Origin of the sequence: Pseudomonas sp. A214, from assembly GCF_900156295.1 — a bacterium.
In the GTDB taxonomy this organism is placed as follows: domain Bacteria; phylum Pseudomonadota; class Gammaproteobacteria; order Pseudomonadales; family Pseudomonadaceae; genus Aquipseudomonas; species Aquipseudomonas rhizophila.
Map to the genome: position 1 here is coordinate 5,408,879 of NZ_LT707062.1, position 17,161 is coordinate 5,426,039.

Here is a 17,161-nt window from a genome sequence, read left to right on the forward strand (position 1 = left end):
AGCGGCTGATCCTTGGTTCATGGGCACCAGTAAATCTCTAACGTAGGTTGCAAAAACGCGCGGATCGGCATTTCGGCGACATTGTCACCGGCCACCGCAGCGTTCAGGGTGGTCAATTTCGACTGACCGGAAATCGACAGCACTTTGTGTTTCGCCGAGGCTAGCAAAGCGCGACTCATGGTCAGGCGCTGGTGCGGCACGGTGGGCGCCAGCATCGGCCAGCAGCGGCGAGCACCATTGGCATCCAAGGCTTGAGCCAGGTTCGGACTGTCGGGGAACAGCGAGGCGGTGTGCCCGTCATCGCCCATGCCCAATATCAGTACGTCGATGGGCGGCAGCTCGGCCAGCAAACGATCGGCCTGCTCGGCTGCGGCTTCCAGATCGGCGCTGGCGCTGTAGAGGCTCAGGAACTGGGCCTTGGCTGCCGCACCTTGGAGCAGGTAACGCTTGAGCAGACCGGCGTTGCTGTCAGCGTGCTCAACCGGCACCCAACGCTCGTCGGCCAGGCTCACCACCACGTTCGACCAGTCCAGCGCCTGTTTGGCCAGGCTCTGGAAAAACGCCACGGGGCTGCGACCACCGGAGACCACCAGGGTCGCCGTGCCGCGCGCCTCGATGGCCTCGCGTAATTGCTCGGCCACCTTCAACGCCAAGCCCTCGGCCAGCAGCACCGGGGTTTTGAATTCGTGGGCGCTGACGCCCTGCGGTAGTTTCACTTCAGATATCGCCATACCATGACCTCCCGTCCCGCGTGATCAGTGCAATGGAGCTCATTGGCCCCCAGGACCCGGCCGCATACGGCTTGGGCGCATCGCCGGATTTCTTCCATCCGGCAATCAACTGGTCACACCACGTCCACGCGGCTTCAATTTCATCTTTACGGACAAACAGGTTCTGATTGCCGTTCATGACTTCCAGCAACAACCGCTCGTAGGCATCGGGAATCCGCGCGCTGCGATAGGTGTCGGAAAAGTTGAGTTGCAACGGACCGCTGCGCAATTGCATGCCCTTGTCCAGGCCTTGCTCCTTGGTCATCACTCGCAAGGAAATCCCTTCGTCCGGCTGCAGGCGGATGATCAGTTTGTTGCTGATCTGCAAGCGCTGCTCGGGGGCGAAGATGTAGTGGGACGGTTCCTTGAAGTGAATGACGATCTGCGACAGTTTCTGCGGCATACGCTTGCCGGTGCGCAGGTAAAACGGAACCCCGGCCCAGCGCCAGTTGCGAATGTCGGCGCGCAGGGCCACGAAGGTTTCGGTATCGCTCTGGGTGTTGGAGTTGGGCTCTTCCAGGTAACCCGGCACCGACTTGCCCTCGCTGTGGCCGGCGATGTACTGGCCGCGCACCACCTGAGTGGTCAGGCCTTCCGGGCTGATGGGGGCCAGGGCCTTGAGCACTTTGACCTTCTCGTCACGGATGCTGTCGGCGGACAGGTCGGCCGGCGGGTCCATGGCAATCAGGCAGAGCAACTGCAACAGGTGATTCTGGATCATGTCGCGCAGTTGGCCGGCTTTGTCGAAATAGCCCCACCGGCCTTCGATGCCGACCTTCTCGGCGACGGTGATTTCCACATGGGAAATGTAATTCTGGTTCCACTGGGTTTCGAACAGGCTGTTGGCGAACCGCAGGGCGATCAGGTTCTGGACCGTCTCTTTACCCAGGTAGTGGTCGATACGGTAGGTGCGGTTTTCCGGGAAGAACTGCGCCACGGCGTCGTTGACCTTGCGCGACGATTCCAGGTCCGAGCCGATGGGTTTTTCCAGCACGACGCGGGTGTTTTCGCACAAGCCGACCTTCGCCAGGTTCTCGCAGATCGCTCCATACACCGCCGCTGGGGTGGCAAAATAGGCAATGACTTGCTGGGCTGAACCGGCCTGCTCGGCCAGGGCGACATAGTCCTCGGCCTTGAGGAAATCCACGTGCAGATAAGTCAGGCGCCCCAGGAAGCGCTCAACCACGGTCTCGTTCAGATCCTTGTCGCCCACGTAACGGCGCAACTCCGCGGCGATGAACGCCAGGTGTTGCTGTTCGCTACCCGGCTCCCGGGCCAGGGCAATGATCCGCGTGTCCTCGTGCAACAGGTCCGCGCCATCGAGCTGATAAAGGGCAGGAAACAGCTTGCGCAAGGCCAGGTCGCCCAACGCGCCGAACAAGGCGAAGGTGCACGGTTCAACCGTAATCGAATGCATGATGTTTGTTCTTTTATCAAGTTAAGCTACAAATACCTTTTTTCAAGGCATCACTCAAGGAAAAATGTAGTAATAACCACAACATTTTTCGAAAATACCGATTCCGAGTGGTGGTACACCGGAGCCATCAGTAGGATAGGCCACCGCAAAGGGTCGTATCAAAGACCCGTCTTTCTAGGAATCTTGTATGGACCGCGTGCGAAATTTACTGGAACAGATCCAGAGTCGCCTTGAAGACCTGAACAAGGCAGAACGCAAAGTGGCCGAAGTGATCCTGCTCAACCCACAGCAGGCCACCCGCTTCAGCATCGCCGCCCTCGCCCAGGCCGCTTCGGTCAGCGAACCCACCGTCAACCGCTTCTGCCGCTCATTCGGCGTCAGCGGCTACCCGGAACTCAAGCTGCAACTGGCCCAAAGCCTGGCCAGCGGCGCCGCTTACGTCAGTCGCGCAGTGGAGGCCGATGACAACCCGGAAGCCTACACCCGGAAAATCTTTGGCAGTGCCATTGCCTCATTGGACAGCGCCTGCCAGGCCCTTGATCCCAATTTGATCAGTCGTGCCGTGGACCTGCTGATCCAGGCCCGGCAGATTCACTTCTTCGGCCTCGGTGCCTCGGCACCGGTGGCGCTGGATGCCCAGCACAAGTTCTTCCGCTTCAACCTGGCGGTGACCGCCCACGCCGATGTGCTGATGCAGCGGATGATCGCGTCAGTGGCCCACACGGGCGAGCTGTTCGTGATCATTTCCTACACCGGCCGTACCCGCGAGCTGGTGGAAGTCGCACGCATCGCCCGGGAGAACGGCGCGTCGGTACTGGGGCTGACCGCCGAAGGCTCGCCCCTGGCCAAGGCCAGCACCCTGAGCCTGAACATCCCGCTGCCCGAAGACACCGACATCTACATGCCGATGACCTCGCGGATCATCCAGCTCACTGTGCTGGACGTGCTCGCCACCGGCATGACCTTGCGCCGCGGTGTGGACTTCCAGCCGCATCTGCGCAAGATCAAGGAAAGCCTCAATGCCAGCCGGTATCCGGTGGGGGATGAGTTCAACTGAACTGGCTTGGGTAATTGAGCGCCTGACAGGCCGTCATCGCGAGCAGGCTCGCTCCCACAGTGGATCTTCATTGACCGCAGATCCATTGTGGGAGCGAGCCTGCTCGCGATGGGGCCAACAGCTGCCCCCCTTGATCAAGCCCCCACCCGCGCCTGCAAACTCAAATGCGCCCGCTCCCCCGGCGCCAGGCACAGGCTGTCAGTGCCACCGCTGGCCGCTTCGACGCAGACGAACTCCGACACCTCATCCCAACTCACCCCCAGCAAAGGCCGGGCACCGGGATGCCACACCACGGTATCGGCGCTGGCGCCGGTGTCGATGCACAGCTCACGCTGCCAGGCGTGGTCTTTAAGCTGCAGTTCACCCTCGTGCTGGAACACCCGCTGACAACCGCCCTCGACCCGCAAATCGCCTTCCTGCTGGCAGGCTGCACGGTTCAACTGGTCGTAGCCCAGCGCGCCTTCAAGCCCAGACAGCGCTATCTCACCCACGTCACCAATACGCCAATAGGCGTGCAGAGCCTGGCTCAATTGACACGGCAGGCTGTCTTGATGCTCGGTGCTCAAGCGTAATTCCATGCGTTCGCCCAGATCGGCGTACAGATCGACCTGCCAGTCGCACAACTGGAGCTGCCAGTGCAGGTGCACACCGTCTTCATCGCTGCGGCTGTCGAGCAGTTTCCAGTCGATCAACCGTGCCCAGCCATGGGACGGCCAGGCATTTTCGCTGGGATGACGGCCATACCACGGCCAGCACACCGGCACCCCGCCGCGGATCGCACCGACTTGTGGCCACTTGGCCGCACACCACAACCAGGGTTTCTGACCCCGCGGCTGAAAGTGCAACAGCTGCGCGCCCTGGCGACTGAACACCGCCTGGCACAGAGGATGATCGATCACCAACACATCACGTTGCTGATAGCGCTCCCACGCAAACACCGGGCGCTCGCGCAAGGATCTGAAAAAGCGTTGTAGCGGATGCTCATGCATGAGCTGCGGTCCTGGAAATCATTGAACTGGATTGATGCGACAGCTTTTTGTGGCGAGGGGATTTATCCCCGCAGGCCTGTAGGCCTCACAAAAAAAAGCGGACAGCCTTGGCCATCCGCAAATATGCGCACATAGAGAGGAGCTTATCGCAACAGCGTTAGAACACCGACTGAATTTTCAGACCGGCGACCAGCGCGTCGTCGACTTCATTCACACCACCCGGATGAGTGATGTATTGCAGGTTAGGGCGTACGGTCAGCCAGTTGGTCACGTGGAAACCGTAGTTGATTTCGTAGTTGTATTCGGTGCCACGCAACGGCGAGAACAACGGATCGTCGTAGTCGCTGACACCATTGGCCGCGTTGACCAGCTCGGCGTTTTTCTTCACATCTTCGTTGACATGGATGCGGGAAAAACCAATCCCGACGTCATCTTTAGGACGCGCATTGAACGGCCCCTTGTACACGAACATCAGCGACTGGTAGTTGTCGACGACGTTGGTTTCCTTGTCATGGAAGGTGGCGTTGGCCGCAATGTTCAGACCGCGCGATGCATCACCGTTGTGGGTGGTGAGCTGTTGCTGCACCACGAACCAGTAGCCATCCTTGCTGCTGTGGCTGCGGTAGGCGTTACCGGTTGTCGCGGCATCCTGGCCATTGTCGTCTTCGCGCACGTCGTCAGCCTTGGCCGTACTTTTGTAGTAACCGACACGGTATTCGCCTGGCAGGCCATTGAGCTTGGGCGACCAGACCAACTCGACCGGAATGAGCGTGCCCTTGGTGCCACTGCCGCTGAGCTTGTAGCGGTTTCCGTTTTCCAGCTGCGAAGGGTTCTGGTTGTAAGCACCGATCTGCGCATAGAGTTCGGGCGTGAGGTTGTACTTGACGCGAATCGCCGCCTGCATGATCGGCCAGTTGTACCAGATGCCGGTTGCCCAGTTACCCGCTTGCGAACCGCAGAACGCCAGGTTCTGGAACTCGCACGGGAAACTGTTGAAATCTTCACCGACCCCGTAATAACCGGCTTTGACATCCAGCTTACTGTCGAAATACTGCTGCTTGATCCACAACTGCGTCAGACGGGTGGTTTGCCCACGGCCCCAGACTTCCTGGGAAGAGCTGAGGGTGCCGGCACGTGGATCACCGATACGGTCGTTGGAGATGTTGCGACCGTCACGGCGAGTGAATTGAATCTTGGCCGTGGTATCACCCCAACCTGCCAGTTTCTCCAGGTCGAGGGCTACACCCAAGCCAAACTGCTGGGACCAACGCGCAGTCTTGTCATCGTTGTAACCGCCGTCGAGATTGGCCCCCATCTCACCGACGAAATCAGCCTTGATATCGATACCTTGCTCGATCAGCCTGGTCCGCTCGCCACCCCAGTCGCCCGTCATCCACTGCGAATCGGCGCTGAAAGCCTCGGCCGCGTGCGCACTACCGGCCAGCATCATCGCCGCAACAGCGGACAATTGGCAGACACGCCGGGCGTTGTTGTTCTTCTTCATCCCTACATCCTCGTCTTTATTGTTATTAACTGTTTTTATCTAACGCGGTTTACAACGATTGCGGCGAATGGTCCCCCACTCACCGCATACTCCCTGGTGGGAGAGAGCTTGTTTGGGAGCAAAGCCCCCTCCCCCATTTGTTCTTCATCGGCCTTTGAACTGCGCTACGTTTGCGGTCCGGGCATCTGTCTGCACTTGGCCGGCCACGCCCAGGCGTTCGCCGGACTTGGCGTCGAACAGCAGCACTTTCGAAGGATCGAATTGCAGCGTCAGGGTCTCCCCCACCTGCGGCGCCACGTCCGGCGCCAGGCGGCAGCAGACCTTGGTGTCGTTCAGGTTGACGAACACCAGCGTGTCCGGTCCGGTGGGTTCGGTGACCTGGACTTCGGCGCGAATGGTCGGCAAACCATTGGGCTCGTTGCCCGCCAGCATGATCTGTTCCGGGCGCAGGCCGAGGATCACTTCACGGTCTTCCAGACCCGCATCCTGCATGCCCATCGGCAGCTCGCAACGAGCCTGGCCGCTGTCGAGCAAGGCCAGCAGACGGCCGTCCTTGCGTTGCAGGCGCAGGGGGATGAAGTTCATCGGTGGCGAACCGATGAAGCTCGCCACGAACAGGTTGGCCGGGTTGGTGTAGATGTCTTTCGGCGTGCCGAACTGCTGGATGATGCCGTCCTTCATCACCGCCACTTTGTCGCCCAGGGTCATGGCTTCGATCTGGTCGTGGGTGACGTAGACCGTGGTGGTCTTCAGGCGCTGGTGCATCAGTTTCATTTCGGTACGCATCTCGACCCGCAGCTTGGCGTCGAGGTTGGACAGCGGTTCGTCGAACAGGTAGATCTTCGGCCGCCGCGCCAGCGCCCGGCCCATGGCCACGCGCTGTTGCTGGCCGCCGGAAAGCTGGCCGGGCTTGCGGTTGAGCAGGTGTTCGATCTGCAACAGCTTGGCCACGCGGGTGACTTCTTCGTCGATGGCCGGCTGGCTCATCTTGCGAATCTTCAGACCGAACTCGATGTTCTCCCGCACGCTCATGGTCGGGTACAGCGCGTAGGACTGGAACACCATGGCGATGTCGCGATCCTTCGGACTCATGCCGCTGACATCCTGGTCACCGATCATGATCGCGCCGCCGGTAATGGTTTCAAGGCCGGCGATGCAGTTCATCAGCGTCGACTTGCCGCAGCCCGAAGGGCCGACGAGGATCAGGAACTCACCGTCCTTGATCGACAACTCGATGTTCTTCAGGGTGTCCGGCAGGCCGGCACCATAGGTCTTGTTTACATTGCGAAGTTCGAGCGTTGCCATGATTACCCCTTGACTGCGCCGGCCGTCAGACCGCGCACGAAATACTTGCCTGCCACCACATAGACCAGCAGGGTCGGCAGCCCGGCGATCATCGCCGCCGCCATATCAACGTTGTATTCCTTGGCCCCGGTACTGGTGTTGACCAAGTTGTTCAGCGCCACCGTGATGGGCTGCGAATCGCCGCTGGAGAACACCACGCCGAACAGGAAGTCGTTCCAGATCTGGGTGAACTGCCAGATCAGGCAGACCATGATGATCGGGGTGGACATCGGCAGGATGATCCGCCGGAAGATGGTGAAGAAACCCGCACCGTCCAGTCGCGCCGCTTTCACCAGCGCATCGGGAATGCTCACGTAGTAGTTACGGAAAAACAGCGTGGTGAACGCCAGGCCGTAGACCACATGTATGAACACCAGCCCCGTGGTGGTACTGGCCAGGCCCATCTTGCCGAGCGTGAACGAAGCCGGCAGCAGGACGGTCTGGAACGGCAGGAAGCACCCGAACAACAACAGGCCGAAGAACAACTGCGAACCGCGAAAGCGCCACATCGACAACACGTAGCCGTTCAATGCACCGATCGCGGTGGAGATCAGCACCGCCGGGACGGTGATCTTGATCGAGTTCCAGAAATACCCGTCAACCGTGGCCCAGGCCTTGACCCAGCCGATGCCGGTGACCACGGTCGGCCAGCTCAGCAGGTTGCCGGTGCTGATGTCTTCCGGGGTCTTGAAGCTGGTCAACAGCATGACTACCAGCGGCACCAGGTAAAGCAATACGGCAAGGATCAGTACCGCGTAGATCGCGATGCGACTCAGGCTGATGGAAGGTTTGGCAGCGAGACTAGTCATGACGCTTGGTCCTCAGCTCGGAGTACAGGTAAGGCACGATGATTGCGAGAATCGCACCGAGCATCAGAATCGCACTGGCCGAGCCCATGCCCATCTGGCCGCGACTGAATGTGAAGGAGTACATGAACATGGCAGGCAGGTCAGAGGAGTAACCCGGGCCGCCGGCTGTCATCGCCGCCACCAGGTCAAAGCTCTTGATCGCGATGTGCGCCAGGATCATTACGGCGCTGAAGAACACCGGACGCAGGCTCGGCAGCACCACTTTCCAGTAGATGCGCGGCATGCTCGCGCCATCGATCTGCGCAGCCCGGATGATCGATTGATCCACCCCACGCAGGCCGGCCAGGAACATCGCCATGATGAAACCCGAGGCCTGCCACACTGCGGCGATCACCAGGCAATACACCACACGGTCCGGGTCGATCAGCCAGTCCAGGCGAAAACCTTCCCAGCCCCAGTCACGCAACAATTTGTCCAGGCCCATGCCCGGGTTGAGCAACCACTTCCAGGCCGTACCGGTGACGATCATCGAGAGCGCCATCGGGTACAGGTAAATGGTGCGGATGAAACCTTCACGACGAATGCGCTGGTCAAGAAACACCGCCAGCAGCACGCCGATCACCAGGGTGATGCCGATGAACATGCCGCCAAAGAGCGCCAGGTTCTTGCTCGCCACCCACCAGCGGTCGTTGTCCCACAGCCGCGCGTATTGCGCCAGGCCCGCCCACTTGTAGTTCGGCAGAAAGGTCGAGGTGGTGAACGACAGAACAAACGTCCACAAGATATAACCGTAGAAGCCCACCAGAACGATGAACATGCTCGGCGCCAGCACCAGTTTTGGGAGCCAGCGCTGCAATGCATCGAACGGCGAGGCCTTGCTGAACACAGCAACAGAACTCATGGGAAGATCCAGTACTTGAGAAAAAGACTACTCGCATCCCTTGTGGGAGCGGGCTTGTGTGGGAGCTGAGCTTGCTCGCGATGAAAGCGCTACGGTCTTTCGAATGACCGCGTTATCGTTCATCGCGAGCAAGCTTTGCTCCCACAGGCTCGCTCCCACAGGGGGTCGCGGTGCTAACGGTTACTTGGCAGACTGGACCGCTGCGCCAAGTTTCTTGGCGGCGTCGGCTGGGTCGGCTTTCGGGTCGTTGATGAAGTTGGTCACCACGTCAAAGAACGCGCCCTGTACTGCCAACGTGGTCGCCATGTTGTGCGCCATGCTCGGCTGCAGGCCGCCGGACTTGGCGTCCGCCAGGAAGTCCTTGGCAGCGGTCTGGGCGCAGGAATCGAAACCGTACTTGGCCATGTCGGCCAGCATGTCGTTGCGCACCGGGATCGAACCCTTGTTGATGCTGAAGACTTTCTGGAAGTTCTCACCCAGCACGACCTTGGCGATGTCCTTCTGACCGGCCGCGGTGCCTTCGTCTTTCTGCTTGAACACCGCCAGGGAGTCGATGTTGTAGGTGAAGGCCTTGTCGGTCCCCGGGAAAGCTACGCACTCGTAGTCCTTGCCGGCGACTTTCTTCGCAGCGGTCCATTCGCTCTTGGCCCAGTCACCCATGATCTGCATGCCGGCCTTGCCGTTGATGACCTTGGCCGCTTCCAGGTTCCAGTCCTGCCCCTTGCCGTCCACGTCCATGTAGGTCGCGACTTTCTTGAGCTCGGTCAACGCCTTGACCATGTCCGGACCGGTCAGGGCCTTGTTGTCCAGATCGACCAGGGCTTTCTTGTAGCCATCGACGCCCATGACCGAGAGCACCACGGCTTCGAACACCGTGCTGTCCTGCCAAGGCTGGCCGCCGTGGGCCAGCGCAATGAAGCCTGCTGCCTTGAGCTTGTCGCCGGCGGCGTAGAATTCTTCGAGGGTGGTGGGGTTTTTGGTGATGCCGGCTTTCTTGAAGACTTCCGGGTTGATCCACAGCCAGTTGACGCGGTGGATGTTCACCGGCACGGCAACGTAGTCACCTTCGTACTTCACGGTATCGGAGACTTTCTTGTCGAGCAGGCTGTCCCACTTCTCTTCTTTGGCAACGTCTTTCAGGACGTCGGTGTCGAGCAGTCCGGTAGACGCCCACTCCTGGATGTCCGGGCCTTTGATCTGGGCCACACCCGGTGGGTTACCGGCCACGGCACGACTCTTGAGCACGGTCATGGCAGTTGAGCCGCCACCACCGGCAACAGCGCCATCCTTCCAGGTAAAGCCGTCTTTCTCTACCTGGGCCTTGAGCACATCGACCGCGGCTTTTTCGCCACCGGACGTCCACCAGTGAACGACTTCCACGCTGCCTTTGGATTCGGCGGCAAGGGCGCTGACAGGGAATGCTGCGACGGGAAGCAGGGAAGCAAGAGAAATGACAGTAGCGAGGCGAGAAATCGCATTCATCTAGAAGTACCTTTCTTGTTGTTATGCATGCAAGTCTGGTGCTTGCGCTGCATGGATTCTAAACAGGAGAAATCCCTTCGCAGGTAACGAAGGGACGCGTAAATGTCACGGTATGGTTACACAGGTGTGGGACTGGAGAGTTTCGCCAACGCCGTCGCCATGCTGGGGGCGAGGGGCAAACGCGGGATCAGCACGGCCTGCCAGGCGTGATACAGGTCCGGCTTGCCCGGCCAGATGTCGGCGCTGGGGCGGTTTTGCGGATCGAGCTCGTGGTGCCAGCTGCCATTGCAACGGTCGATGAAATGTTTGTCACAGAACTCCCAGAACCGCCGGTACCAGGCTTCGTATTGCGCCTCGTCGGTGCGTTTGAGCAAGGCACTGGCGGCGGCCGCTGCTTCGGCATGCACCCAATGCAGGCGATGGCGAACTACCGCGCGATTGTCCCAGTCCAGGGTGTAGACAAGGCCTGGGGCGCCGTCGACCTCCCAACCGTGGCGGCAGTTCTGGTCAAAAAGTTTCTGCGCATCCTGGGCCAGCCAGCCCGGGGTCAACATGCCAATCTGCACCCGTGCAGCCTCAAGGTGCAACAGCAGCCGCGCCCATTCGAAACCATGGCCGGGCGTGGTGCCGTAAGGGCGAAAACCGTCGGCGGGGTTGTCGTGGTTGTACTCGCGAAGCGGCTGCCAGTGACGATCGAAGTGTTCCACCACCAGGTAGTCATTGGCGGCGGCGTGGCCGTGGATTACCCGCTCAACGATACGCAGCGCACGGACCAGCCAGCGAGGCTCGTCCGTGGCATCGGCCAGGGCCAGGAAGGCTTCGGTGGCGTGCATGTTGCTGTTGGCGCCGCGATAGGCTTCTTCGTCGCTCCAGTCGCGGTTGAAGGACTCGCGCAGGGCGCCCTCCTCTTCGCTCCAGAAGTGCGCATCGATCACCCGCACGGCTTCATCCAGCAACGCCTGGGCGCCAGGACGTTGGGCCACCACCGCGGAACTGGCCGCCAAGGCGACAAATGCGTGCAGGTAGGCGGCCTTGCCGGTGTCGTTCTCATGGGGTTGCGCCGTGGCGAACCAGCCGCCGTGCTCGGCGTCCCGCAGAGGGCCGCTGAGGGCCTGGACACCGTGGTCCACCAGCTCGGAGAACCCCGGCAGCCCCTGGATATGGGCCATGGCGAAGCTATGGGTCATGCGTGCGGTGTTCATGGTTTCAGCCCGGGCATCGTCCGGCAGGCGACCCTGCTCGTCCAGGTTGCCAAAGCCGTCCGGCAGCTTCGAGGCCTTGGCGAACGCCAGCAGACGCAAGCCTTCGGCGGCAAGCCATTGCTGGTGGGCAGGCGCATTCAGCCAACTGCTGAAGGCCGGTTGGAAGGTGTCCATGGGAGTACCTTTTTTTGTTGTTTTGACGCAGGGAGTCTAAACAAGGGATGGCGGGCGGCAGGTAACGAAAGGGGCGAGTTATGTCACCGACTTGTGACATTCACTTGAGCGATGTGCTGAAGCTGACGGCGTCATCGCGAGCAGGCTCGCTCCCACATTGGCGCCAGGGAATAAACAATTTTTGTGGTCACCACCGAGCCCTGTGGGAGCGAGCCTGCTCGCGATCAACGAGAACGCGGTCCGGCTAATCCACACTGCGAGGCAACTGCAACGTCACCCGCAACCCACCCTCGCGCAGGTTCTGCAGGCTGACTTCGCCGCCATGGCTATGGGCGATGTTGCGGGCGATGCCCAGGCCCAGGCCATAGCCCTGCTGCTGCCCGGCCAGGCGAAAGTGCGGTTCGAAGACTTGCTCCAGACGTTGCTCCGGCACACCTGGCCCCTCGTCGTCGACGTGCAGGATGAACGCGGTGTCATCGTCATCGATGTGCAAATGGGCGTTTTGCCCGTACTTCAGCGCATTGTCGATCAGGTTACCGATGCAGCGCTTGAGGGCCAGCGGCTTGCCAGGATACGGCGCCAACGCGCGGCCATCCTGGGTCACCCGACCATTGCCATTGGGCGCCAGGTACGGCTCGACCAGGCAATCGAGCACATGGTTGAGGTCCACCGGCTCGATGTTTTCGTGAATGTCGGTGTCCTTGACGCATTGCAACGCACCTTTGACCAATAACTCCAGCTCGTCCAGGTCGCGGCCGAACTTGGCCTGCAGGTTTTCGTCCTCCAACAGTTCGACCCGCAAGCGCAGCCGCGTGATCGGCGTGCGCAAGTCATGGGAAATCGCGCTGAACAATTGGCTGCGTTCGGTCAGGTAACGGCTGATGCGTTCACGCATGGCATTGAATGCCCTGCCCACTTCCACCACTTCGCTGCCGCCGCCTTCAGCTACCGGTTCCACTTCGGCGCCCAGGGACATGTCGCGTGCCGCGCGGGCCAGGCGTTTGAGGGGCCGGCTCTGCCAATGCACCAGCAAACCGATGAACAGCAACAACAGGCTGCTGGTCAGCACGATGAAACCGACCTGCTGCGTCGGCAGGCTCTGCTCTTCAAGACTGGTGTAGGGTTCTGGGAGCAGCGAAGCGATGTACAGCCATTCGCCCGGCGCCATCTGGATTTGCGTGACCAGCACCGGCGGGTTCACCGGTTCCAGGGTCAAGGCGTAGTGGGCCCAGGAGCGCGGCAATTCATCAAGCTTCAGGCCGCCGTTGAAAATCCGCAGGTCTTCGGGACTGACAAACTTCACCGAGATGTCGGCGCTGTTGCCCAGGGATTTTCGCAGTACGTCGTCCACCGCCTTGAGCACCGCCAACTTGCGCGGCGTAACCGGCAGCACGTCCATGCCCAGGGGTTTGTCGTTGAGCGTGACGACAAACCGCGTGCCGCCCATGCTGCGCAATTGATCCAGCACCAATGGCCGGTAAGCCACCGGCAACGAGCGCAGATAGCTGACACTGGCGGTCATCGAATGGGCCAGGCTACGGGCGCTGGTGACCAGGCCTTCGAGTTGGGTGGCGCGCAGTTGCGAGACCCAGATCAGGCTGGACAAGGTCTGGGCGAACAGCACCACCAGCAGGGTCAGCAGCAGCATTCTTCCAAGCAACGAACGCGGCACCGGCACCCGGCGGGCTATTTTCTTGATCCAATCAATGACCATTGCTGGCAATCACACTGGCCGCCAGTTGATAACCACTGCCGCGCACCGTGCGGATCAACCGTGGTGGCTTGTCGGTGTCACGCAGGCGCTGGCGCAGACGACTGACCGCCATGTCGACGATTCGGTCCAGGGGCATCAACTCCCGACCGCGAGTGGCGTTGCCAATGGTGTCGCGGTCGAGGATTTCCTGGGGATGGTCAAGAAACAGCTTGAGCAAGGCGAAATCGGCGCCGGAGAGGATCACTTCTTCGCCGTCGGTGTGGAACAGTCGATGGCTGACCATGTCCAGCCGCCACTCGTCGAAGGCCAACACTTCGCCGCCGGAGCGTTCCTGGCCAAACTGCGCACGACGCAACAGCGCCTTGATGCGCGCCTGGAGTTCACGCGGACTGAAAGGTTTGCCCAGATAATCATCGGCCCCCAGCTCAAGGCCGATAACCCGGTCGGCCTCGTCGGAACTGGCCGTGAGCATGATGATTGGTACGTGGGCCTGGCGCGGGTGCTGACGAACCCAGCGGCAAAGGCTGAAGCCGTCCTCGTCAGGCAACATCACGTCGAGGATCACCAGATCGCTGGCTGCTTCGTTAAGTGCCTGGCGAAACCCGGCGCCATCAGGGGTAGTACGTACCTGAAAACCCGCGCGACTGAGGTAAGTGTCCAGCAGTTCGCGAATCTCCTGGTCGTCGTCGACCAACAAAATCGATTTGTTCACTGAACTCACGGGGCCTCGTCCTTGTTGTTTGGGTTGGGCGGATTATGCCTGAAGGACGGAATCTACAAACACTGCAAAACCTTGTGGGAGCGAGCCTGCTCGCGATAGCAGTGTTTCAGTCGCCACGAATGTTGGCTGATACACCGCTATCGCGAGCAGGCTCGCTCCCACAGGGGGAGGCCACACTTCAACTTTAAACCGGGTTCGACTGCTCCAACGCCACACCCGCGCCCATCAGCCCGGAATACGGCGCCGTCACCAGCCAGACTGGAATGCCCTTGAAATAATCGCTCATGCAGCCCTTGTCGGCGAAGCAACGGGCGAAACCGCTTTCAAGGAAAAAATCAGCGAATCGCGGGACCACCCCGCCGACGATGTATACACCGCCACGCCCACCCACCGTCAGCACATTGTTACCGGCCACCCGCCCCAGCCAGCGGCAGAATTGCTCGAGTACTTCCAGGGCAATGGGGTCTCCGGCCAGGCCGGCGGCGGTGATGGATTCGGGCGTGTCGAGCACCGGCGTATGGCCATCCACCGCGCAGATGGCGCGGTACACCCGAGGTAACCCGCTGCCGCTCAGGGCGGTTTCGGCACTGACATGACCGATCTCGTTGTAGATGTGCTGCCACAGCTGGGTTTCCCGCGGGCTGCTCATGGGCAGGTCGACATGGCCACCCTCCCCCGGCAATGCCGCAAAACGACCGCCGCCCAAATCCAGCAACGTGCCCACACCCAGCCCGGTGCCAGGACCGATCACCACCGCCGGACGCAACGGCTCCGGCGTGCCCTCGCAGACAACCCGGTATTCATCGGGACGCAAGCACGTCATGCCCAGGGCCATGGCCGAAAAGTCATTGACCAGCAGCAGCTTCTCGACCTCAAGGGTCTTGCAAAAGGCCAGATTGCTCAGGCGCCAGTGATTGTTGGTGAAGCGAAACTCATCGCCGCTGACCGGCCCCGCCACGGACAGGCAAACCGAACCGATCGAACCCGGCTTCAGGCCTACGCCGCTCAGGTAAACCTTGATGGCATCTTCGGGGCAGGCGTAATCCGCGGTCGCCAGCACCTGGATATTTTCCAGGTTGTGGTTCTTCCACAAGGCGAACCGGGCGTTGGTCCCACCGATGTCACCGACCAAAGCCAGTTTCAATTAAGCGTCTCCAGGGCAGAAGTGAAGGCGCTGGCGCCCTGCTCTGCCGAGCTGAAGGCCATGCGCATGAAACCAAACAGCTCGCGACCGGTGCCAATGTTGTTGCCCAACAAGCCCTTGGCCGGTGTGCGTGCGGCGAATTCCTCGGCGTCCACCTTCAACTCCAAGGTGCCTTTGACGCCATCGACGCGGATGATATCGCCCTCCTGCACGCGGGCCAATGCGCCGCCAACGTAGGCTTCGGGGCTGACGTGGATAGCCGCCGGAATTTTCCCCGACGCGCCAGACATGCGTCCGTCCGTCACCAACGCCACTTTGAAACCGCGATCCTGCAATACGCCGAGGAACGGTGTCATCTTGTGCAGCTCCGGCATGCCATTGGAGCGCGGGCCCTGGAAGCGCATCACCGCGACAAAATCTTTCTCCAGCAGGCCGGCCTTGAACGCATCGGCCAGGTCCTGTTGATCCTGGAAGACCATGGCCGGGGCTTCGACGACCTGGTTTTCCAGGGCCACCGCCGAGACTTTCATCACGCCGCGCCCCAGGTTGCCTTCCATCACCCGCAACCCGCCCTCGGCCGAGAACGCGCGGGCCACCGGGCGCAGGATGTTTTCATCGAGGCTTTCGATAGGGCCTTCGCGCCATACCAGCTCGCCGTCTTCAAGAAACGGTTCCTGGGTGTAGCGGCTCAGGCCGTGACCCAGCACGGTATTGACGTTTTCGTGGAGCAAGCCGGCTTCCAACAATTCGCGGATCAGGAACGACATGCCGCCCGCCGCCTGGAAGTGGTTGATGTCGGCCTTGCCGTTCGGATAGACGTGACTCAGGGTCGGCACCACCTCGGAGAGGTCGGCCATGTCCTGCCAGGTCAGCTGGATGCCTGCGGCCATGGCAATGGCTGGCATGTGCAAGGTGTGATTGGTGGAACCGCCGGTGGCGTGCAGCGCGACAACGGAATTGACCAGCGACCGCTCGTCGACGATTTCGCCGATGGGCATGAAGTTGCCGCTCTGCTTGGTCAGGCGCGTGACCTGGAACGCCGCTTCGCGAGTCAGCGCATCACGCAACGGCGTGTTCGGATTGACGAACGAGGCACCCGGCAAGTGCAGGCCCATTACCTCCATCAACAACTGGTTGGTGTTGGCCGTGCCGTAGAAGGTGCAGGTGCCGGGGCTGTGGTAGGACTTCATCTCCGACTCCAGCAGCTCTTCGCGGGTGGCCTTGCCCTCGGCATAGCGCTGACGCACATCGGCTTTCTGCTTGTTGGAAATGCCTGAGACCATGGGCCCGCCTGGCACGAAAATCGTCGGCAAATGACCGAAACGCAACGCGCCCATCATCAGGCCTGGCACGATCTTGTCGCAGATGCCGAGCATCAGTGCGCCGTCGAACATGTTGTGGGACAACGCGACCGCCGTCGACAGCGCGATCACTTCGCGGCTCGGCAGGCTCAGTTCCATCCCCGCCTCACCTTGGGTCACGCCATCGCACATGGCCGGCGTGCCACCGGCAAACTGGCCGACCGAGCCGATCTCGCGCAAGGCTTTCTTGATCTGTTCCGGGAAGGTTTCGTAGGGCTGGTGGGCCGAGAGCATGTCGTTGTAGGAAGACACGATGGCGATGTTGGCGGCGTTCATCATCCGCAGGTGATGCTTGTCTTCGGTGCCGCAACCGGCCACGCCGTGGGCGAAGTTGGCGCATTGCAACTTACCGCGCATCGGACCGTCGCTGGCTGCACCGCGGATCAATGCAAGGTAAGCCTGACGCGTGGCGCGGCTGCGGGCGATAAGCCGTTCGGTGACCTCAAGTACGCGGGGATGCATGTGTAGAACTCCAGGCTAACGGGTGTGGCGACCTGATTGTCTATGCTGGTCAAAACCCCGCCACGCATTGGGCGACAGCGGATTTCTTGACCATTCGGACCAGTTGATTC

General features: G+C 60.9%; 14 protein-coding genes. 1 reads left to right on the top strand and 13 read right to left on the bottom strand.

The window, feature by feature from the left end:
- Positions 1-17 precede the first annotated feature (17 nt).
- Positions 18-731 carry a 6-phosphogluconolactonase gene (pgl, locus tag BW979_RS24135; RefSeq protein ID WP_076386050.1) on the bottom strand — a complete coding sequence of 238 codons (714 nt, stop codon included), beginning with the start codon at positions 729-731 and terminating at the stop codon, positions 18-20.
- Positions 718-2,187, bottom strand: coding sequence for a glucose-6-phosphate dehydrogenase (zwf, locus tag BW979_RS24140; protein ID WP_047228356.1), 1,470 nt, complete (start codon positions 2,185-2,187; stop codon positions 718-720). The genes pgl and zwf overlap by 14 nt, the downstream gene beginning before the upstream one ends.
- 196 nt (positions 2,188-2,383) lie before the next feature.
- Between zwf and BW979_RS24145 the strand changes: the two genes are divergently transcribed.
- Positions 2,384-3,244 carry a MurR/RpiR family transcriptional regulator gene (locus tag BW979_RS24145; protein WP_171061416.1) on the top strand — a complete coding sequence of 287 codons (861 nt, stop codon included), beginning with the start codon at positions 2,384-2,386 and terminating at the stop codon, positions 3,242-3,244.
- A gap of 134 nt (positions 3,245-3,378) precedes the next feature.
- Here BW979_RS24145 and BW979_RS24150 read toward each other — a convergent pair whose 3' ends face one another.
- The 11 genes from BW979_RS24150 to edd form a co-directional block, all read right to left on the bottom strand.
- A complete protein-coding gene (locus tag BW979_RS24150) occupies positions 3,379-4,233 on the bottom strand; it encodes a D-hexose-6-phosphate mutarotase (RefSeq protein WP_047228357.1) in 855 nt (284 codons plus the stop codon).
- 157 nt (positions 4,234-4,390) lie between these two features.
- On the bottom strand, positions 4,391-5,737 hold the full coding sequence (locus tag BW979_RS24155; protein ID WP_047228358.1) for a carbohydrate porin: 1,347 nt from the start codon (positions 5,735-5,737) through the stop codon (positions 4,391-4,393).
- A 144-nt stretch (positions 5,738-5,881) separates the two neighbouring features.
- The gene (locus tag BW979_RS24160) at positions 5,882-7,042 is read right to left on the bottom strand and encodes an ABC transporter ATP-binding protein (protein WP_047228359.1); all 1,161 of its coding nucleotides are present in this window, start codon (positions 7,040-7,042) and stop codon (positions 5,882-5,884) included.
- Positions 7,043-7,044: 2 nt separating this feature from the next.
- Entirely contained in the window at positions 7,045-7,890 is an 846-nt protein-coding gene (locus BW979_RS24165; RefSeq protein ID WP_047228360.1) for a carbohydrate ABC transporter permease, read from the bottom strand.
- Positions 7,883-8,791, bottom strand: coding sequence for a carbohydrate ABC transporter permease (locus BW979_RS24170; RefSeq protein ID WP_047228361.1), 909 nt, complete (start codon positions 8,789-8,791; stop codon positions 7,883-7,885). The genes BW979_RS24165 and BW979_RS24170 overlap by 8 nt, the downstream gene beginning before the upstream one ends.
- A gap of 180 nt (positions 8,792-8,971) precedes the next feature.
- The gene (locus BW979_RS24175; RefSeq protein WP_047228362.1) at positions 8,972-10,273 is read right to left on the bottom strand and encodes an ABC transporter substrate-binding protein; all 1,302 of its coding nucleotides are present in this window, start codon (positions 10,271-10,273) and stop codon (positions 8,972-8,974) included.
- A gap of 116 nt (positions 10,274-10,389) precedes the next feature.
- Entirely contained in the window at positions 10,390-11,649 is a 1,260-nt protein-coding gene (locus BW979_RS24180; protein WP_047228363.1) for a D-mannose isomerase, read from the bottom strand.
- A 244-nt stretch (positions 11,650-11,893) separates the two neighbouring features.
- Entirely contained in the window at positions 11,894-13,363 is a 1,470-nt protein-coding gene (locus BW979_RS24185; RefSeq protein ID WP_047228364.1) for an ATP-binding protein, read from the bottom strand.
- Entirely contained in the window at positions 13,353-14,084 is a 732-nt protein-coding gene (locus BW979_RS24190) for a response regulator (RefSeq protein WP_047228365.1), read from the bottom strand. Before BW979_RS24190 ends, BW979_RS24185 begins: the two co-directional genes overlap by 11 nt.
- A gap of 184 nt (positions 14,085-14,268) precedes the next feature.
- Positions 14,269-15,228 (bottom strand): glucokinase, encoded by a 960-nt coding sequence (locus BW979_RS24195; protein ID WP_047228366.1) that lies wholly within the window; start codon positions 15,226-15,228, stop codon positions 14,269-14,271.
- Positions 15,225-17,051, bottom strand: a complete 1,827-nt coding sequence (gene edd, locus BW979_RS24200) for a phosphogluconate dehydratase (RefSeq protein WP_047228367.1) — start codon at positions 17,049-17,051, stop codon at positions 15,225-15,227. Before edd ends, BW979_RS24195 begins: the two co-directional genes overlap by 4 nt.
- Between the last annotated feature and the right edge of the window lie 110 nt (positions 17,052-17,161).